The organism is Flavisolibacter nicotianae (assembly GCF_003628535.1).
Lineage (GTDB): Bacteria > Bacteroidota > Bacteroidia > Chitinophagales > Chitinophagaceae > Flavisolibacter > Flavisolibacter nicotianae.
Genome location: NZ_RBCI01000002.1, coordinates 387,139 through 402,690 on the forward strand (window position 1 = coordinate 387,139; position 15,552 = coordinate 402,690).

Annotated in this window: 17 protein-coding genes and 1 tRNA gene; 7 read left to right on the plus strand and 11 right to left on the minus strand. The window is 50.3% G+C overall.

Annotated elements, in window-relative coordinates:
- Both D6024_RS06695 and D6024_RS06700 read right to left on the minus strand, forming a co-directional pair.
- Positions 1-666 (minus strand): DUF2461 domain-containing protein, encoded by a 666-nt coding sequence (locus tag D6024_RS06695; protein WP_121353817.1) that lies wholly within the window; start codon positions 664-666, stop codon positions 1-3.
- 76 nt (positions 667-742) lie between these two features.
- Complete coding sequence (locus tag D6024_RS06700; RefSeq protein ID WP_121353818.1) at positions 743-937, minus strand: hypothetical protein; 195 nt, start codon at positions 935-937, stop codon at positions 743-745.
- 160 nt (positions 938-1,097) lie between these two features.
- On the opposite strand from D6024_RS06700, the gene D6024_RS06705 reads away from it, so the two are divergent.
- The 3 genes from D6024_RS06705 (at position 1,098) to D6024_RS06715 (ending at position 2,664) form a co-directional block, all read left to right on the plus strand.
- The gene (locus D6024_RS06705) at positions 1,098-1,361 is read left to right on the plus strand and encodes a hypothetical protein (protein WP_121353819.1); all 264 of its coding nucleotides are present in this window, start codon (positions 1,098-1,100) and stop codon (positions 1,359-1,361) included.
- A gap of 162 nt (positions 1,362-1,523) precedes the next feature.
- Positions 1,524-1,910, plus strand: a complete 387-nt coding sequence (locus tag D6024_RS06710; protein ID WP_121353820.1) for a hypothetical protein — start codon at positions 1,524-1,526, stop codon at positions 1,908-1,910.
- A 280-nt stretch (positions 1,911-2,190) separates the two neighbouring features.
- The gene (locus tag D6024_RS06715; RefSeq protein WP_162944596.1) at positions 2,191-2,664 is read left to right on the plus strand and encodes a transposase; all 474 of its coding nucleotides are present in this window, start codon (positions 2,191-2,193) and stop codon (positions 2,662-2,664) included.
- Between the two features lie 757 nt (positions 2,665-3,421).
- Here D6024_RS06715 and D6024_RS06725 read toward each other — a convergent pair.
- Positions 3,422-3,494: transfer RNA gene (locus tag D6024_RS06725), tRNA-Thr, on the minus strand.
- Positions 3,495-3,564: 70 nt separating this feature from the next.
- Between D6024_RS06725 and pncB the strand changes: the two genes are divergently transcribed.
- Complete coding sequence (gene pncB, locus D6024_RS06730) at positions 3,565-4,749, plus strand: nicotinate phosphoribosyltransferase (RefSeq protein ID WP_240409978.1); 1,185 nt, start codon at positions 3,565-3,567, stop codon at positions 4,747-4,749.
- Positions 4,750-4,820: 71 nt separating this feature from the next.
- Here the strand turns inward: pncB and D6024_RS06735 are convergent, their stop codons facing one another.
- A complete protein-coding gene (locus tag D6024_RS06735) occupies positions 4,821-5,516 on the minus strand; it encodes a DsrE family protein (protein ID WP_121353823.1) in 696 nt (231 codons plus the stop codon).
- A 209-nt stretch (positions 5,517-5,725) separates the two neighbouring features.
- Between D6024_RS06735 and D6024_RS06740 the strand changes: the two genes are divergently transcribed.
- Positions 5,726-7,606 carry a gamma-glutamyltransferase family protein gene (locus tag D6024_RS06740; RefSeq protein ID WP_121353824.1) on the plus strand — a complete coding sequence of 627 codons (1,881 nt, stop codon included), beginning with the start codon at positions 5,726-5,728 and terminating at the stop codon, positions 7,604-7,606.
- A 142-nt stretch (positions 7,607-7,748) separates the two neighbouring features.
- Here D6024_RS06740 and D6024_RS06745 read toward each other — a convergent pair whose 3' ends face one another.
- Both D6024_RS06745 and D6024_RS06750 read right to left on the minus strand, forming a co-directional pair.
- Positions 7,749-8,435 carry a DUF1345 domain-containing protein gene (locus D6024_RS06745; RefSeq protein ID WP_205573236.1) on the minus strand — a complete coding sequence of 229 codons (687 nt, stop codon included), beginning with the start codon at positions 8,433-8,435 and terminating at the stop codon, positions 7,749-7,751.
- Positions 8,436-8,508: 73 nt separating this feature from the next.
- A complete protein-coding gene (locus D6024_RS06750; protein ID WP_121353825.1) occupies positions 8,509-9,804 on the minus strand; it encodes a glycerophosphodiester phosphodiesterase in 1,296 nt (431 codons plus the stop codon).
- A gap of 127 nt (positions 9,805-9,931) precedes the next feature.
- Here D6024_RS06750 and D6024_RS06755 point away from each other — a divergent pair, with 127 nt between their 5' ends.
- Positions 9,932-10,504 carry an HD domain-containing protein gene (locus D6024_RS06755; protein ID WP_121354145.1) on the plus strand — a complete coding sequence of 191 codons (573 nt, stop codon included), beginning with the start codon at positions 9,932-9,934 and terminating at the stop codon, positions 10,502-10,504.
- A 22-nt stretch (positions 10,505-10,526) separates the two neighbouring features.
- On the opposite strand, the gene D6024_RS06760 is transcribed toward D6024_RS06755, so the two are convergent.
- Genes D6024_RS06760 through D6024_RS26575 form a run of 3 tightly spaced genes read right to left on the minus strand, consistent with a single transcriptional unit; the run spans position 10,527 to position 11,344 of the window.
- Positions 10,527-10,814 (minus strand): hypothetical protein, encoded by a 288-nt coding sequence (locus D6024_RS06760; RefSeq protein WP_121353826.1) that lies wholly within the window; start codon positions 10,812-10,814, stop codon positions 10,527-10,529.
- Positions 10,815-10,843: 29 nt separating this feature from the next.
- Positions 10,844-11,152, minus strand: a complete 309-nt coding sequence (locus tag D6024_RS27570) for a peptide-methionine (R)-S-oxide reductase (RefSeq protein ID WP_121353827.1) — start codon at positions 11,150-11,152, stop codon at positions 10,844-10,846.
- Between the two features lie 39 nt (positions 11,153-11,191).
- Entirely contained in the window at positions 11,192-11,344 is a 153-nt protein-coding gene (locus tag D6024_RS26575; RefSeq protein WP_162944597.1) for a hypothetical protein, read from the minus strand.
- 134 nt (positions 11,345-11,478) lie between these two features.
- Here D6024_RS26575 and D6024_RS06770 point away from each other — a divergent pair, with 134 nt between their 5' ends.
- Complete coding sequence (locus D6024_RS06770; protein ID WP_121353828.1) at positions 11,479-12,972, plus strand: M28 family metallopeptidase; 1,494 nt, start codon at positions 11,479-11,481, stop codon at positions 12,970-12,972.
- Between the two features lie 284 nt (positions 12,973-13,256).
- Here the strand turns inward: D6024_RS06770 and D6024_RS06775 are convergent, their stop codons facing one another.
- A complete protein-coding gene (locus tag D6024_RS06775) occupies positions 13,257-13,586 on the minus strand; it encodes a hypothetical protein (protein ID WP_162944598.1) in 330 nt (109 codons plus the stop codon).
- A 72-nt stretch (positions 13,587-13,658) separates the two neighbouring features.
- The gene (locus D6024_RS06780) at positions 13,659-15,284 is read right to left on the minus strand and encodes a hypothetical protein (protein ID WP_121353830.1); all 1,626 of its coding nucleotides are present in this window, start codon (positions 15,282-15,284) and stop codon (positions 13,659-13,661) included.
- Positions 15,285-15,552: the final 268 nt, after the last annotated feature.

Here is a 15,552-nt window from a genome sequence, read left to right on the forward strand (position 1 = left end):
TCACTCTATTGTTCGATTGATAAAATTTAAGAGTGGTTGTAACGTCTCAAAAGCGGCCAGCGTTTTTTTATGCAGGGATGCTTTGGTTAATTCTTCGTCAGCAATGCTGGTTTCGGCAATAAAACTTTTCAGGCGCAGGTAGTCGGCCGCCGGGTTATCCTTTTCATATCCTTTCGGCATCGTGGTTAAGCTGACTTCGCCGGCTTTATAAACATCAGCGTATGTCTTTTTAAAATTTTTCTCTTTGATGATGGCCTGGAACTCTTCCCAGTTGTAATCAATTTCCTGCCGCATGTTTTTCAGGGCAGGAGCCTCGGGCATCCACAAGCCACCGCCGATAAAACTTGCTCCCGGCTCCAGGTGAAAATAGTAACCGGCAAAACCGGACTTCCGTCCACCGCGTTTGATGCTGGCGCCGAAGTTGGATTTGTACGGCGTTTTGTCTTTCGAAAAACGGATGTCGCGGTTGATGCGGAACAGGCAGTCCCTCGACGATAAACCCGTGATGGTGGTATCGGATTTCTGCAGGGCATCAATCACCAGTTGAATGAAATTGGAGAAATCGATTTTCGCCGCTTCGTACTGTACCCGGTGGGCGTCAAACCAGGGTTTGTTGTTGTTCTTCTTTAGCTGCGTAAGGAATTTGAGCGTTTGCGGTTCGAGCATGATTTGCCGAAGTTACCGCAGGGCAAAGAAAGAGGCTATAGAAAAAAGGCGGCAAAGGAAAATGCTTGCCGTGTGTCTATTTGCCGTCGTCGGCACCGGGAAGGTCGATCACAACTGCCCTGTACGTGTCAACGGCCATGTTGATGTCGTCATCCGAAAGTTCGCAGGTGAGGATCGCTCCCGACAAAATCAGCACATTCAGCAGGTGAACTCTGGCCCGGAACGTCCAAAGCGCAACCATCGAAGGGAATTTCAAGGTGATTTTCTTCATGGCAGGTGGCATTGCTTTCGTAAAAATAAAACCGCTAAAGGCTGCCGCAGGCTATTGCATTGTTAAAATCGATAGCACTTTCTTATAGCTCTTTTTACAACGAAGAAAAATTCTAAAATGAAATCATCGGTATCTTCACCTGTTTATCAACCGCTTTACTATGGGCAGTCTTTTGATGGCCATCCTGATCCTGGTGATCGTTGTTTCGATTTTTTACCGAAACAACGATCCCGATGAAACAGATCGAAAAGAACAGGTGGTGATTGCAAAATTGAAAGAACAATACCGGCAGGCACTGAAATCGGGTAACCGGGCCGCGGCCCTGGAGGCGGGCCGCACGTATTACCGCTACCTGCGCAACAGCCGTGAACTGTCAAGCCAGGATGAACAGGCGATCGCCAAAGACCTGGCAGCGATGGAATAATTTCTTTTTGTTTGCGCACCTTCCAGTTTGATAAATTACCTGCCTGGGAGTTTTTATTCAAATGAAATTATTCAACAGCGTTGCAGTACCAGCGGAAATTGGTTCCGGAGACAAAAGCACGCAGCGAAAACAACTTTTGTCAATTCTGCTTATTTTGAGCCGATGATAAAAATCCTTCTGTCCGTCCTTGTTGCTTTAACCGTGGCCGGTTGCAACGGCGGCGCCTGTACATATGAAGACATGCCTTTCAGGGCCAGGATCGTTTCCATTGAAAAACGAACCATGCAGTCGGCCTATAACCTTGACCCGGCCAATACTGATTTTGGAATGGCTGTAAAACTGGCAACCAACATTCCTTCCCAGGACACACTCTACCTGGATGAGATGGTGAAACAAAAAACAGATGCTGCGTTTGTAGCACAGCATCACCTTTCCGAGGGTTTGGTGCTCGAAGGCATGGCCCATGTGCGCACGTCAGGAACCTGTGCACCCGGTGGTTACCGGTTTTCTGATTCGACGCTTAATCTGTCGATGAGGGAAAGAAACTAGATAGCGAAAACGAAACCATGCCTTCTCTTTCCCCAGTTCATAAACTTTTCTTCTTTTCTTCTTTCCCGATGCGTCTCCCACCGTAGAGGATTGCACTTTCGGCAAACTTGCGTGGGGACGCATCGGCTCCAGTTAAGTGTATTTGCAACTACGGCAGGCATTGTGTAGTTTTCTATTCATGTCTGTGCATACACCTGTCCGGAGGTCCTGTATTTATTTTCTCACCTTTACCTGCTATCGCTGGCTTTCGCTGATCGAACAAGTTAGTGCATATGATGAAGTGTATAAATTCTTCGGCATCCTAAACCAAAGTGGACACCAGGTTTTGGGCTACGTTATCATGCCGAACCATGTGCATTTACTGCTTTATTTCAATTACAGCGGTCAATCACTGAACACCGTTGTTGGCAATGGCAAGCGATTTATCGGTTATGAAATTATCAGGCGATTGAAACAGCATGGGGCAGAAGCTTTGCTCTCGTTGTTGCGTGAAGGTGTGAGTGAAATGAAAAAAGAGCGGGCACATTTGCACGAGCTCTGGCAGGGAACATTTGAGGCAAAGCCATGTCGAACGGAAAAATTTATCTTACAAAAGCTCAATTATGCACATGCGAACCCTTGTCGTGGCAAATGGAAACTGTGCGATGATCCAAACGACTATGCGCATAGTTCAGCTGCCTTTTATGAATTGGGAAAAAGAGAGAATCCACTGGTGAAAGATTACAGGGATTATTTAGTACTTGTGACGGAATAGCGAATGCTGCTGAAACCGATGCGTCCCCGCAGAAGCTTTTTTGTTCAAGATAAAGTCTGCTGCGGGAGACACATCGGGAAAGTGAAACGGAATAATCTGTCATTGCGGGATTACCGTGACTATCTGACCTTGGTGACGGAGTATGGGTAGTTGCTAAAGCCGATGCGTCCCCACGGGAAATTCTTTATGATGGACGATGCTGCGGTGGGAGACGCATCGGGAAAGTGAAGTGAAAATATATTTAACGAAAAAAAACTTGCTCAGGAGAGATAATTAAACGTTTTGTTCTCAACTTTCAGTTCTACCTTGTGAGAGATTATTAGACTAGATTGGAGATTATTATATGCAATTCAATGTGCATGGTGATAATAACACAATTGTTATCTATCACATCAATCAACAACCTGTTGCAAAAGCAAAGGGAAAGTCTAAGAACGTTCAAACATTCACAAAGATTCTATTTTCATTGATAGATCTTATTGTGAAGATTGTTCCGATCCTATTCCTGACAAGTTGTTGAAAGAGAAAAGAAGCCCTGTTTATTCAGGGCTTTCTTTATTTGGTTGGAAATTCCTTGCTTTCTTTTCTTTCCCGATGCGTCTCCCACCGTAGAGAATTGCACTCTCCACAAACTTGCGTGGGGACGCATCGGTCCCAAAGAACTTCCATGCAGTTGAAAAAGCCCGCTGCAGGGACGCATCGGGGAAGAAAAAAGTCAAAACCCAAAAGCGATTGCACTTTGAATTTTGACTCTCTGAGCCAACTATCAGATTCGAACTGACGACCCGCACTTTACGAAAGTGCTGCTCTACCAGCTGAGCTAAGTTGGCTTGCGTTACAAAAATAATCGTGCTGTTCTTTTTTACAAAGGACTGTTTCGAAACTTTCCACCCGAAATTTGTGCGATACAAAAAATACATGGTTACCCTTCCTTCGATCCTCGACAACGATTTTTACAAGTTCACCATGCAGCAATGCGTGGTCAAGCTCTTCCCGAAAGCCAAGGCCCGTTACCGCTTTATCAATCGCGGCAGGCACCGCTTCCCGCCGGGATTCGCCGCAGCCCTGCGGGCTTCGGTGGAAACGATGGCCGGTCTGAAACTCAGTTCTGGTGAAAAGCGCTGGCTATGCCAGGTCTGTCCCTATTTTGATCCTGTTTACCTCGACTTTTTGCAGGGCTATCGCTACGATCCATCTGAAGTGCGTATCGAGCAGGAGGGAGAAGAGGTACATGTATTTATCGAAGGATATTGGTACCGCACCATTCTTTGGGAAGTGCCCCTGCTGTGCCTTATCTCCGAAAATTTTTATGCCTTGCAGAACGGGCAGCGGGAAAGCGACGAAACGGTTGTCGCAAAAACCAAGCAGAAGATCGAAGGCTATGCAAAAATGGGTGTCACAGTTGCCGAATTCGGCACCCGCCGCAGGCACTCCTTTCACGTCCACGACCTGGTGGTGAAAACGCTGAAGGCGCACGGCAGCCCTTTTGTCGGTACCAGCAATGTGCACCTGGCGAGGGTGCACCAGACAAAGCCCATCGGCACGCATGCACATGAATGGTTCATGTTTCATGCCGCGAAATACGGTTTCAAGATGGCCAACACCATGGCCCTGGAGCACTGGATCGATGTGTACCGCGGAGACCTGGGCATTGCCTTGTCGGATACATTTACCACGGATGAATTTTTTGAAATCTTCGACAAGAAATTTGCCCGCCTCTTCGACGGCGTCCGGCACGACAGCGGCGACCCGCTGGTGTTCGCGGATAAGACCATCAACCACTACAAAAGCCTGGGCATCGACCCGCTTTCCAAGACCATCATTTTTTCCGATTCGCTGAATTACGACCGTGTGCAAACCATCGCAGAACACTGCAACGGGCGGATCGGGATTTCCTTCGGCATCGGTACCAATTTTACCAACGATGTCGGACTGAAGCCCATGAACATCGTCATCAAAATGACGGAGGCCATGCCCGAATCGGAAGCCTGGACACCCGTTGTCAAACTATCGGATGAGCCCATGAAACACACGGGGGACGAAGCCAGTATTGCATTGGCAAAAGCGGCCCTGCAGATCAACTGATTTCGTTCACAGATCGTTCGGTAACATCGTTCGTAGTTTGAAAAACCTTGCCCGACACACGACTTGTTTGGTTACTGTACCGGGTGCCAAACGTACCCTTTCAGTTGGTAGTGGGTAAGTACCGTTTGTGCCGTTAACGACACCTTTACGTCCGGGAGCAGTTCCTCTTTTTTTACTTCGAAAAATTCCATGGCCTGGCCGCAGGCAATAAATTTCGCACCCATCTTTTGCAGGTCGGCGATCAGCTTTAGATTGGGGTTGTCTGTTTTGTATTTTTTTTGGTAGGCTTCGTTTGTTTTCAGGGCATTCAGGGCGGCCGCATGCACCACGATCACCGGCAGGATTCGTTTGGCCGGAATACCGGAAGCCACGTGGAGGTTGATGACCCTTGCCACTTCATCCAAACTTGAGTTGATATTTTTGGCGGTGGAATCGGGGTTGTTGACTGTTACTTCAAACAGGATCTTGTAGTTGATGTTCGGATCCGGCGTTTCCGTTACCTCGCTTACCGGGATGATGCCACTGTACTCGTCTCCTTTCAGCGCAGGAAACTGTTCCCTGGCTTCAATGTTTTTCCATTTTGTCTTCTCTGCAAATTCTTTTTCCACTTTCAGCGAATCGGCATGGAACTGTGCCCGCAGCTCCGTTTCTTTTGCCAAAAGAATACTGTCTTTTGCACGAAGCAAACTGTCACGCATGAGTTTTTGTGCTGAAGCAAACAAAAGGGAAAAGCATGGCAGTAGCAGAAAGAAGAAGCGTTTTCTCATATACAGTTTGATTTGAGTCTGAATATAGGATGAAAGGACAGAAGAATTTTCCGTTTTCGGTCGCCGTTTCTTTTTGCCTACCAGCGCAGCGGTACGTGGATTTGGTTTTGGCTAATTCGTTTTCATCGGTGCGTATACGAATAGCCGGTCACGCAATTCAACGGTGCTGTCCTTGCTCTCGCTTATCTTTAAGAATTCAAGTTTTTTGTATGAAGAAGCTCCTCCTGTCACTCGTTTTCATTTCCTGCTTTTCACCCTGTTTTTCGCAACAAACCCAAAAGCCACCTTTGCATGGCAAAAACTGGATGGCAATAACCGGTAAGCCCCTGGCCGCGGAAGCCGGTGCCATGATCTTTCAGAAAGGTGGCAACGCGGTGGATGCCGCCTGTGCGATGCTTGCCGCCACCTGCACCATGTGGGATGTGTTGAGCTGGGGCGGCGAAACGCAGGCGCTGCTCTACAATCCAAAAACCAAAAAAGTCATTGCCATCAATGCCCTGGGGGTGGCGCCAACCGGTGCCACGCCGGAATTTTTTAAGAGCAAGGGCTTCAACTTCCCACCCGAGTACGGCCCACTGGCCGCCGTGACACCGGGTACGCCGGGCGGACTTTGCTACATGCTGGCCAACTACGGAACCATGACCCTGGAACAAGTGCTGGCGCCGGCCATGCAACTGGCTGCGGGTTATCCCATCGAAGCGCAAACGGCCAACAGTTTTGAAAAGGAAAAAGAGCGGATCAAGCAGTGGCCGTACAGCAAAAAAGTATTTTTCCCGCACCTGGGCGAAAAGCGGGAAGCGCCGGAGGCAGGAGAGATTTTCGTACAGAAAGAACTGCTGCAAACATTGACGAAAATGGTCGAAGCCGAACGGGCGGCCCGAAAAAAAGGACATAGCCGGAAAGAGGCCATCATGGCGGCCAACGACCGTTTTTACAAAGGCGACATCGCCAGGGAATTTGCCCGCGGCAGCCAGGAACAGGGGGGCCTAATTACGACGCAGGATTTGGCCAACTGGAAACCAGTGGAGGAAGAGCCGATGAAGACAAGCTACAAAGGAATTGATGTGTACAAGCTGCAGCAATGGACACAGGGACCAATGCTCCTGCAGGCCCTGAATATTCTTGAAAACTTCGACCTGAAGAGCATGGGCTACAACAGTATCCAATACATTCACACCCTGTACCAGGCCATGAGCCTTGCCTTTGCCGACAGGGACTTTTATTACGGCGATCCGTCTTTCACGCCGGAAGAGCCAATGAAAGGGTTACTGAGCAAGGACTACGCAAAGCAACGGGCTGCGCTGATCCGTTTCGATAAAAACAACCCGGCCATCGGTCCCGGCGATCCTTACCCATTCGAGGGAAAGAAAAATCCCTACGTGGAGCTGCTGAAAAACAGGGGATACGAGATGGATACCAGCGGCAGAAATTTTGCGCCGGCGCACGATGTGCGGAACAGCCTGGGCCTAAATGATTACCAGCACAGTCTCTGGCTGGGCACCACCAGCGTGGAAGCGGCCGACAAGGAAGGCTGGGTGGTTTCCATCACACCCAGCGGCGGCTGGAACCCGGCTTGTATTGCCGGCAATACAGGCGTGGGCATGAGCCAGCGCATGCAAAGTTTTGTGCTCGACTCGACACTCAATCCTTTCAACGTGGTGCATCCGGGCAAACGTCCGCGGGTGACGCTGACACCATCGCTGGCAATGAAAGACGGCAAGCCTTTTCTTGCCTTTGCCGTGCAGGGCGGCGATACGCAGGATCAAAACCTGCTGCAGTTCTTCTTAAACATCGTCGAATTTGGCATGACGGTGCAACAGGCCACCGAAGCAGCCAATATCAATACCAACCAGCTCTGGCTTTCGCTGGGTGGTGAAAAAACAAGCGACCGCACGCCGCGTCCGGGCAGCATTTTGCTCAACAGCAAAACACCAGAACCTGTTCGCGAGGCGCTGAAAAAAATGGGTTATACCCTGAGTTTTACCGATCGAAGCAGCGGTCCAATCAATGCTATTTATTTCGACTGGAAGCACGGCAGCTTCTGGGGCGGCTCCAGCAATCACGGGGAAGATTATGGAATTGGATGGTGATTAGCTGAGACGGCAAACGGGAGACGTGAAACAGGAAAAACATGCGACAACAAGCTCTCCGAAGGATAGCTTTTGCCCAGGTACTCTTAGGCAAACGTGTCAACACGTAAACCTGTGAACTGTTTTTGTTTCATGTTTGCGGTCACTTGCCAATTAGCCCTGAAACGATGTTGATGATCAGCGCAATGATGGTGGTATTGTAAACAAACGAAAGCAAGCCATGCGCCAGGGCCAGCCGGCGGATAGGCCGCCTGGTAATATTGACATCGGCCGTTTGAAAGGTCATGGCGAGAATAAAAGAAAAATAGGCGAAGTCTAAAAAGTCCGGCTGTTCGTTACCCGGGAACTGCAGGCCGCCTGCATAACCAAATTCTCCTTCTTCCGCTTTTTGCGGTTTGTCGTAAAAAAGGTGCGCATAGCGAATGGTAAATACCGAGTGGATGAGGAGCCACGAAAGAGTGATGGCGACGAGCGATAAAACGATGTGCAGGCTTAAGCCAATTTTGTTCCCTGTCGGTTGGTCCTTGAGTAAAAGGATGACGGCAAAAAGAGAGATAAACGCCGCGCCAACGACAATCAGGAAAACTACCAGCCAACTGGCGTCTTGCTCCTGGGCAATCTTCGCTGTCTTTTTCGGATGTTGAAGAAGGATGGTGACCCACGAGAAGAAAAGTGAGGTGGCGGCGAAACAGATCCAGCCATACAAAAACGCAGTGCCGTTTGCCTGCGATTTTTCTACAAGAAAGAAAACAAGCACGCCCATGGCCAGCGATATGAGCAAGCGATAGGTCCGGTCCAGTTTGTCAACAGTGAGTAAAAATGTTTTCATGATGGCGATGCGCTAGTGTTTGCCCACACAATTTAAACACTTGTCGTCAGCAACCGGCCGAATGCGAAACGGTTCAGGAAACAGTTTTTCGTTCTTTTGCGCTTTGCATGTACAGCCAGTGGGCCACCACGGGTGCGGCGTTGGTAACAAGGCCGTCGAAATTTCCTTCGTTGAGATACAGGTCGATCAGTAATTTATTGTCCAGTGACCACACGTAGGCTTTTTTCCCGGCGGCGTGCACCTGGGCTACATCCGCAGCCCGGTAACCACCGGTGTATTGCGGCGCCCATACCTGTGCGTTGATCTCGCGTACATCATTCCAGTCCAGTTCTGTCAACGAAGGGGTGTTCTGATGATCCGGAAGTTGTTTAAAACAATCCCGCAGGTAGGTATCTGGGATGCCGATGTAGATACGCAGCTCGCGGCCCATAGCGGCAGCCCGTTCGTGATAGTCGCGCTGCAGGTTCCGGATCATTTCCAGGTCGCATTCTTTTTTGATGTCGAGCCAAACTACTTCGAGTGGTGTCTGGTACAGGACGGTGTCCAACATTTCCTGCAGCGTCGGGACTTGGCCACCTTTTCGCAATTCCAGGGCTTTTACTTCGGCCAGTGTGTGGTTGTGCAGCAGGCCGCCATAGATCTTGTGGCGGATGGTGTGGATCGAAAAAAAACTGTCGTGAAAAATGACCGGCACCTTGTCCTTTGTCATGCGCACATCGATCTCGATCCCGGTGGCTCCAATCCGGGCTGCCAGCCTTGTCATCTCCAGGGTATTTTCCGAGACATGCAAAAAATCCACGTTGCGGGCACCACCGCGGTGCGCAATGATGTCAAGCGGCGGCACGGCCGGCAAGGGTTGTTCAAAGTGAAACGAAAGTTCCTTAACTGGCGTCCTGTTGCCGTAGCCAAAGAAGCCGTGAAATGCAAACTGCCCGTTCGGATTTTGCAGGGCGTTGACGCCATTTTTTAGTACCAGTCGTACCAAGCCGGTACCATTCGCCGCCGCCCTTCGCCAGTAGCCGTTCAGCAGGATATCGTCGCCCTGGCGTTTGCCTGTGGTAACGATATAGGTGCCGTTCTTTTCGCAGAAGAAGGAGAGGTGGTATTTTGTTTTCCTTCCATCGACCGTATAGCTCCATTTCAGCACGGCGTCGTTGCCAAAAAATGTATTGCCGTAGCCGATGTTATAGATGCCCTGCAGGTCGTTGCACGAAGAGGCGTCCAGCGGAACGGTGTCGGGCTCGAAAAATTGCTTCCACCGGCTGCGGGGCTTGGGAACCAGGCGTGTGTGGTACGCAACATAGGCGATTGCACCCGCCAGCAAAACCACCGTGATCAGTATCGATCGAATTTGCTTTGCGCCCTTCATAACACAGCCTTTTTTTCAATTGCTTGCAAGAAACAGGCCGCCGCGCCAGCTGGCGGTCCTGTTGTTTTCAGTTGCAAGGTCTGCCAAATTCAATCGCCTGTGGCTTGTTGTTTGCACAGCGAAATGGATGGACAGCGTGCTTGAAATTGTAAAAGCGTATGCGGACAAAGCGCACGGGAACCAGCAGCGCAAATATTCGCCGGAGCGGTTTATTGAGCATCCTGTGCGTGTTATGGAAATCTGCCGGTGCCATACCGGCAAACAGACCTTGCTGGCGGCAGCCTTACTGCACGATGTGCTGGAAGATACGCCGGTGACAGAGCAGGACCTTTACCGTTTTTTGCTGGGTGTGATGGCGGAAGAAGAGGCCAGCGAAACCACGCTACTGGTGGTCGAACTGACCGATGTGTTTACCAAGGCGGCGCACCCGCAATGGAACCGCAAAAAGCGGAAGAAAAAAGAAGCGGAACGTATCCGGACAACCAGCGGCGATTCGCAAACGGTGAAGTATGCCGACATCATCGACAACTGCCGCGGAATTGCAAACCAGGATCCCGATTTTGCCGGCGTCTTTCTGCGGGAATGCCGGGACCTTTTGCGGGTGATTCAAAAAGGCGAGCAGGCACTTTATCGCGAAGCCATTGAAACGGTGCATGCAGGTTTGCAACAGCTTCGCCTGCACGGACCATCGAGGGGATGAAAGCCTAAGTCACCACAGGAAATCATACCTGGCGTGAGTGACTGGCGCCGGTCAGCGCTCTTTCCAATTCCGTTACAAATTTTTCAAATTCGGGCCAGGCCGTGCCGCTGGTTTCCCTTGCTTTTTCGTAGGCAGCAGCATACTTTTCCCGGGTCTCGTTCAGCGCTGCCGACAGCGCGGTGTTGCCGCTTGCTTCGGCTGCTTTAGTTGCCGATGTAAGGAGCTGACATATCGCTTCAAAGTTTCCTTCGCTGCTTCGCAGTTCGCGAATCTGTTCTAAAAAATCATCGGGAGATTGGTTATCAGGCATAGACTGTCAATAAAAGACTTGGTAAAAAATCACGCACCGGTTTTCCGTATAGACTCTCCGTTGATACAGTAGCGAACACCGGTCGGCGTGTGTTTGTGTTGGAACAGGTGCCCCAGGTGCAGCCCGCAAGTGCGACAAAGAAGTTGAATTCGACATCTCCCGTATGTGTGCAGCGGGTTTTGCTTTACACCGCTTTCCAGTGCCTGCCAGAACGAAGGAAAGCCACAGCCGGCATCGAACTGTTTGTCTGCATCAAACAAAGGCGAGCCACAGGCTGCACAGACATATGGGCCTGTGGCCTCTTCGTTTGAATTATGATCGGTGAAATGGTTTTTCAATGACGGGGAACTTTGGCAGAAAAGCCGGGTGAAACAGACTTACGCTTCTTTCCAGATAGAAGCGGCGTGACGGCGGGAGTCATAGTTGGCGCTGGCTGCAACCTGGCCGGGTTTTTCGGAACGCACCAAAACAGGACGACTCATGATCTTTCTCCTTCTTCTCTCTGCACTGTTTTCTTTTCTGTTTTCCATATACTGTTTTGTTTAAGAAAGAAGAAAACAAAATAGTGCCAAAAATTTCGCAATGTGCCAGCCCGCAGGTAATCTGTTCGCTTTGTTGTATTTGTTTTTACATTCGTTCGTATATCCCTTAACAAATTTTTGTCATGAAGAAAACTGTTTGTGCTGCCGGGTTGCTTCTCCTGTTGTTGCAGGTGCAGGCGCAGAAAAAAAACCGTGTGCCTGTTGCCGGTACCAATCCGCCGGCACTGGCGTCGATTAAAGAAGCCGACCTGCAACGTGATTTGTATGCAATGGCCGCCGATCATTTCCGCGGTCGTGAAGCCGGTACGCTCGACGAGCTAAGGGCATCCATGTGGTGGGCCGAAGAGCTGCGCAAAGAAGGACTGCAACCTGCCGGTGACGATGGTACGTATTTCCAATATTTCAACCTGTACCGCAACCGCATTTCTCCTGCCAGCACGGTTGCCATCAACCGCACCGTGCTGGGTTTGTGGAGCGATGTGTTGATTGCACAAACCGCACCGGCCACGCTGTCTGTTCCTGTTGTTTATGTTGGCAAAGGAGCAAAAGAAGACCTGGATAAAGCCGACATCAGGGGAAAGGCGGTTGCCATACAGGCATCCACCGAAGGACTCAATTTGCAGGTGTCGCTGCCGGAGCGGCGCTACATGGGCTATGTGTTGAACAAGTACCGCACAGAGTTAACCAACAGGGGGGCGGCCGCCATTATTTTTCTTGCCGATGCCATGGGCGAAAAAAGCTGGAGCCAGGTGGTGCCCGCCATGAGCCGCGGGCTTTATGATGTGGAAGGCGGTGCCAATGCGACCGTCAGCGCAAAACCGCCGGTGCTATGGCTGCACGGCAATGCCGTAAACAGGCTGCAGAACGGGGCCACGCTAACGGTCAACATCACCGTTGAAAGTTTTCTTTATCCATCCGTCAATATTGTTGCCAAGGCAGAAGGAACGGACAAGGCCTTGAAGAACGAATACGTGTTGTTCAGCGGGCACCAGGATCACGACGGGGTGCGGCAGCCCTATGGAACCGACAGTATTTACAACGGCGCCGACGACAACGCAACCGTGAGTGTGGCGCTGATGGCCATTGCCAGGGCTTTTAAAAAAGCACCGGGCAAACGCTCCGCTCTATTTGTCTGGCATGGGGCCGAAGAACGGGGCTTGCTGGGGTCGCGGTGGTACAGTGCGCATCCAACGGTTCCTGCAACCTCCATCGTGGCCGTATTGAACGGCGACATGATGGGACGAAACTCGCCGGACAGTGCCGCCTTGCTTGGCGCCCAGCCGCCGCACCGCAATTCACCCGACCTGGTGGCGATGGCGATGGAAGCCAATAACGAAGGACCGAAATTCAAGCTGGATACTTTGTGGGATAAACCCACACATGTGGAGGGCTGGTATTTTCGCAGCGATCACCTGCCCTATGCCCGCGCCGGTTTCCCCGCGGTTTTTTACACCTCGCTTTTACACCCCAATTATCACACACCGATGGATGAAGCCGACCGCATCGATTATGGCAAACTCAAACGCATGACCGAGTGGATGTACCGCACCGGTTGGAAAGTGGCCAATGCCGCCAGCCGCCCAAAAGTGGACGAAGGATTTAAACTGGAACGATAGGTTGCCGTACATCATTTTGAAAAATGCACGGACGGTATTGAGTTGGCACTCGGGCAGAGGGCAATTGCAGATGTATGTTGGCTGATGGCTGAATGCGGATTACCAACTCTTCCTGCTATCCAGGCCATTCAATTGAAAAGGGTATTACACCAGGATGTGTGCGACGTATGGGATGGATGCGATAGAAATTGGTTCAGAAACAAAAAGAAGCGTTTCCTTGTGAACGCTTCTTTTTGTTCAATCCTGTCCATCTTATGCATCCCAATACTCCGGTTCAGAGACAGCTATTTACAATTTCGCGCCATTTGGGCAACTTCCGTTGTATCGGATAAATGCGAAAGCAGGGTGGCGCTGTCGGCGTTGGGATATTTTTGCTGCACCTGGCCATAAATGCATTTGCAAAGAACGTACGCCTGCTGCTCGCCGAGACGTACTTTGGCATTGTCGACGCAGGGCGCCAGGAATTCAAGCGCATTGCGATCCATGCCTGTCTGGCTTGTGTCGCCTGCAGCAGTGAGGGCTGCCGCTGAATCTTTTTTGCTTTCTGTCGTTGCAGACTGGTTGTTGCAAGCCAACAGGAACAGGCCGCTCAAAAGAAAAATCAGTTTATACATAATTGCTTTTTTAGTGAAAGGGTTCTTCTGGTTGCTGCAAATAAAATACCACGGGGCAGCTGGCGGCATGCGCTACTGAAAGTCTTTTGGATCGAACGTTGGCGGACTTTGGTACACGTAGAGCGAAGATTTGGCCCTGACAGTGATCTCTCCGTCCTTTTCCTGCAGGTTTATTTCCACATTTGCCGCATCGCTGTAGCGCTTGTTGCCTTCTTTTTCGTTAAGCGGTATGTAAACCGGTGCGCCGGATGTGGATTTTGTTGTCTGCGCAATGTTGGTGATGGTAAGATCATGACGAAGCAGGGGTTGCGAAGGCAGCACACGCCGGAAAAAATCCTTGATCACCCAGGCGTTGGCGAGAATCTTTTTGTTGTCCTGCTGCAGGAGGCTGTTGTTTTCTTCGGTAAACGGGAAAAAGGCGGGGTTGTCCAGGTGCACCCATTCGCGACCAAAAACAAAATTAAAACGGCCAAAGTCCGGCTGAAAGCGGAACCTGAACACGTCACCACTTTTAATGGCAACCGCTATCAGGCGGGAATTTTTGTTGATCAGGGGGTTGTCAACCCCGAAATAAAATAGGAGCACATCGTAGGTGGTTTCGTTCCGGATGGTCATGGTGCTGTTTCCATCGTTGGCCGGCATCTTTGTGACATCCGGTATAGGCGTGACGCCTGTTTGTAAGGATGCTCTTTTGCCTTTATTTTCCTGCAGGGTTGCAAGGTAGAAAAATCCCTTCAGGTTCTTTTCATTGACGCTGCTTCTCAACTGGTCTTTGGCCGATGTGGTTTCTACGGCATCCATGTATTTGTCCTCGGTTTGCAGTGGCCGTTTGTTCCCCGGGTTGAATTGCAAAACAAGAAAGACCACCGCAACAATGACGAAAAGACCCCCACCGGCGTAATACATCCAAGTACGGTTAGCCGGCTTTTGCCTGCCTTTTTCCGGAACGATTGCCTGGACAGAGAAACCATCTTCGTACTGCTGCAATTCCACTTGCAAGTCCGGTTCCGTTTTAAGCTGGCGAAGACTGGCGCAAAGGGCTTTCAAATAGGCAGGAGAGGCATCGAGCCGGAAGCGCTTCAGTACCTGCACCAGAGCGGTGAGTACAGCAGTGCGCTGCACATCGCAGGCCGCAGGCAAGTGATTGATGCAGTGTATCCAATTCGGCGAAAAAGCAAAATCCAGAACGGTTTCATTCCGCACAAACTGCTCCCAGCTTAAAAGCGCCACTGTTTGTTCAAGGTGATGCAGGTAGTCGTTGATGGCCTCACATGCAATGGCCTGGTGCGGTGGCAAAACAAACGAACGGTAATCCAGCAGCTTTTGCAGGGTTTGGTAATCATCGTTTTTTTGCAGGGCCTCTTTCGATGCAATTCGAAATGCCTGTGCAAAGGAGCTTGAAATAAACTGTACAAAGGCAGGATTATAGCTCAGGAAAGCCGCTTTGCTCATCTTTTCCGCATCAAACACGCCTTCTTCCAAAAACTGCAGCAAACCTTCCTGCTCGTAAATGGTGCGGTGAAACGCCCACGTGGCCGGTGTAGTATGCTGGAGCAACTTTGTTGCTTCATCCCTTTCCGCAGAAGTGCCGAGGCGGTTCAGCGCCATCTCGATCGTGTCGGGAGAAAACCTGGTGCTTTCTGCCGGTGTAAGTGAAAGTAAGTTGATGGGGGAGCTGTATGTCGTTTGAGCAGGCAAAGCAGTGTGTTTGGTTTGGTAATAAAACAGCCCTGAAAATAAAATCTATTTCACTGAATTGAAAATTGCAGCGGTTCTTTTTCTGCCGAATGGGATTTCGACCCGTACAAGTGTGCCCTTTCTTCGTCAAGGTAAACTGTGAAAGAGAAACACAATCGTTGTTCTATTGCTGATAATGTAAGAAAATAGTACGCTCTTACTGAGCTAGGTTCTCTCTTCTAATTCTTTTTCTATTAACACAATGCCCTGACGGGGCAAAAAGAAAAGC

Coding starts and splice junctions, on each gene's coding strand:
- D6024_RS06775 (WP_162944598.1), bottom strand. CDS start 13,586: ATGTATAAACTGATTTTTCTTTTGAGCGGCCTGTTCCTGTTGGCTTGC.
- D6024_RS06750 (WP_121353825.1), bottom strand. CDS start 9,804: ATGAAGGGCGCAAAGCAAATTCGATCGATACTGATCACGGTGGTTTTG.
- D6024_RS26575 (WP_162944597.1), bottom strand. CDS start 11,344: ATGGAAAACAGAAAAGAAAACAGTGCAGAGAGAAGAAGGAGAAAGATC.
- D6024_RS06705 (WP_121353819.1), top strand. CDS start 1,098: ATGGGCAGTCTTTTGATGGCCATCCTGATCCTGGTGATCGTTGTTTCG.
- D6024_RS06755 (WP_121354145.1), top strand. CDS start 9,932: ATGGACAGCGTGCTTGAAATTGTAAAAGCGTATGCGGACAAAGCGCAC.
- D6024_RS06745 (WP_205573236.1), bottom strand. CDS start 8,435: ATGAAAACATTTTTACTCACTGTTGACAAACTGGACCGGACCTATCGC.
- D6024_RS06740 (WP_121353824.1), top strand. CDS start 5,726: ATGAAGAAGCTCCTCCTGTCACTCGTTTTCATTTCCTGCTTTTCACCC.
- D6024_RS06760 (WP_121353826.1), bottom strand. CDS start 10,814: ATGCCTGATAACCAATCTCCCGATGATTTTTTAGAACAGATTCGCGAA.
- D6024_RS06770 (WP_121353828.1), top strand. CDS start 11,479: ATGAAGAAAACTGTTTGTGCTGCCGGGTTGCTTCTCCTGTTGTTGCAG.
- D6024_RS06700 (WP_121353818.1), bottom strand. CDS start 937: ATGAAGAAAATCACCTTGAAATTCCCTTCGATGGTTGCGCTTTGGACG.
- D6024_RS06735 (WP_121353823.1), bottom strand. CDS start 5,516: ATGAGAAAACGCTTCTTCTTTCTGCTACTGCCATGCTTTTCCCTTTTG.
- D6024_RS06710 (WP_121353820.1), top strand. CDS start 1,524: ATGATAAAAATCCTTCTGTCCGTCCTTGTTGCTTTAACCGTGGCCGGT.
- D6024_RS06695 (WP_121353817.1), bottom strand. CDS start 666: ATGCTCGAACCGCAAACGCTCAAATTCCTTACGCAGCTAAAGAAGAAC.